This is a genomic window from Spirillospora sp. NPDC046719 (genome assembly GCF_040645715.1).
Classification (GTDB): Bacteria; Actinomycetota; Actinomycetes; order Streptosporangiales; family Streptosporangiaceae; genus Spirillospora.
In genome coordinates this window covers 1-1,532 of sequence record NZ_JBEYYT010000873.1, presented here as the reverse complement: position 1 = coordinate 1,532, position 1,532 = coordinate 1, and the positions used below count along the sequence as shown (strand labels likewise).

Here is a 1,532-nt window from a genome sequence, read left to right as displayed (position 1 = left end):
GTCGAGGACGCGCGGGCCGCCGTCGCCTGGGCGCACGCCAACGCCGCGTCGCTCGGCGGCGACCCGGAGCGCCTCGCGGTGGCCGGCGACAGCGCGGGCGGGAACCTCGCCGCGGTCGCGTGCCTCGCCGCCCGCGACGGGGCGGGCCCGCCGATCGCGTTCCAGGCGCTGGTCTACCCCGTGACCGACGCGGGGCAGGACACTCCGTCCTACCGCGAGCACGGCGAGGGGAAGTTCCTCACCGCGGCGCACATGCGCTGGTACTGGGAGCAGTACCTGGACGACCCGTCCGACGCGGACCACCCGTACGCCTCGCCGCTGCGGGCCCCGGACCTGTCCGGCCTGCCTGCGGCCTTCGTGCTCACCGCCGAGTGCGATCCCCTGCGGGACGAGGGGGAGGCGTACGCGGCGCGGCTCGCCGAGGCTGGCGTCCCCGTCGAGGTCCACCGGATCGAGGGCGCCTTCCACGGCTTCTTCGGCCTCGACCACGTGCTCCCGGCCGCCGTTGAAGCACGCCGGCTGACCACGGGCGCGCTCCGCGCCGCGCTCGGCACCGGCCCCGCCGCGCGGGCGTAGCGGCGCGTCCCCGCTCAGGGCGCCCCCCGGCACCGGCGCTTTGCCGCGATAACGATCTACTACGTGAGTTGTAGTAGATTGGAGGGAAGCGTACGTGAACGAGGCTTGGGGCTGCCGTGACGGGGGCGAGCGTGACGGGCCCGTGCGCCGCCCGCCCGGGACCGGCCGCGCCGGCCATGGCGACGACGCCTGCGACCGTGCCGCCGGTGTCAGCCGCTCCGGCCGGGGGCGTCGCGCAGGGTCGCGAAGATGTCGTCGAGCAGGGGGCGCGCGGGCGTCCGGCCGTGCTCGACGTACCACTCGTGGCCGAGCGCCCAGCGGAACACCGGCCGGGGAAGCCTGAGCAGCACCGCCAGCGTCCGGACGCCCGTGTCGGCTCCGGCCTGCGTCGCGTGGGCCGCCATCGCCGCGCGCTTTTGGCGGGCGAAGCGCCGCACGTCCACCCGGTGGGTGAGCGCCTCGGGGGCGCTGTAGGCGGCGGCGAACCGGGACGGCGAGAAGTCCGCGGGGACGCCCGGCAGCCGCGCGACCAGCGCGAGCGCGCGGCGCAGCAGCCGCCGGTCCACCGTGGCCTCCAGGACGACGCGGGTACCGGCGACCTCGGCCGCGCGGGTGCCGACGCGGTGCACCTGCACGTGGTCGGGATGCCCGTACCCGCCCGCCGGGTCGTAGACGGTCAGGACGTCGGCGCCCTCCTCGTCCAGGATCGCGGCCAGCCGCGCGGCGGCCTCCTCCACGTCGGCGTGCGCGAAGGAGCCGGGGGCGCCCGACGGAGCGGACGCCATGCCGGAGTCGGCGTAGCCGAGCCATTCGACGCGGGCGCAGCCGAGCGCGCGGGCGGAGTCGCGGAGCTCGGCGACGCGCCGCTAGCCGATCCGCCCGTCCTCGCGGTCGGCGGACGCCGCCAGGCGCCCCGCCCCCACCGACGCCATCACTTTGACGACGCGGTGGCCGGC

At 77.4% G+C, this 1,532-nt stretch carries 1 protein-coding gene and 1 pseudogene; one reads left to right on the top strand and one right to left on the bottom strand.

Annotated elements, in window-relative coordinates:
• On the top strand, window positions 1-576 hold a 576-nt coding region (locus ABZ914_RS51150; protein ID WP_500201788.1), incomplete at its 5' end, for an alpha/beta hydrolase.
• A gap of 209 nt (window positions 577-785) precedes the next feature.
• On the opposite strand, the pseudogene ABZ914_RS51145 reads toward ABZ914_RS51150, so the two are convergent.
• Window positions 786-1,427: pseudogene (locus tag ABZ914_RS51145) on the bottom strand (PIG-L family deacetylase); the annotation flags it as partial.
• Window positions 1,428-1,532: the final 105 nt, after the last annotated feature.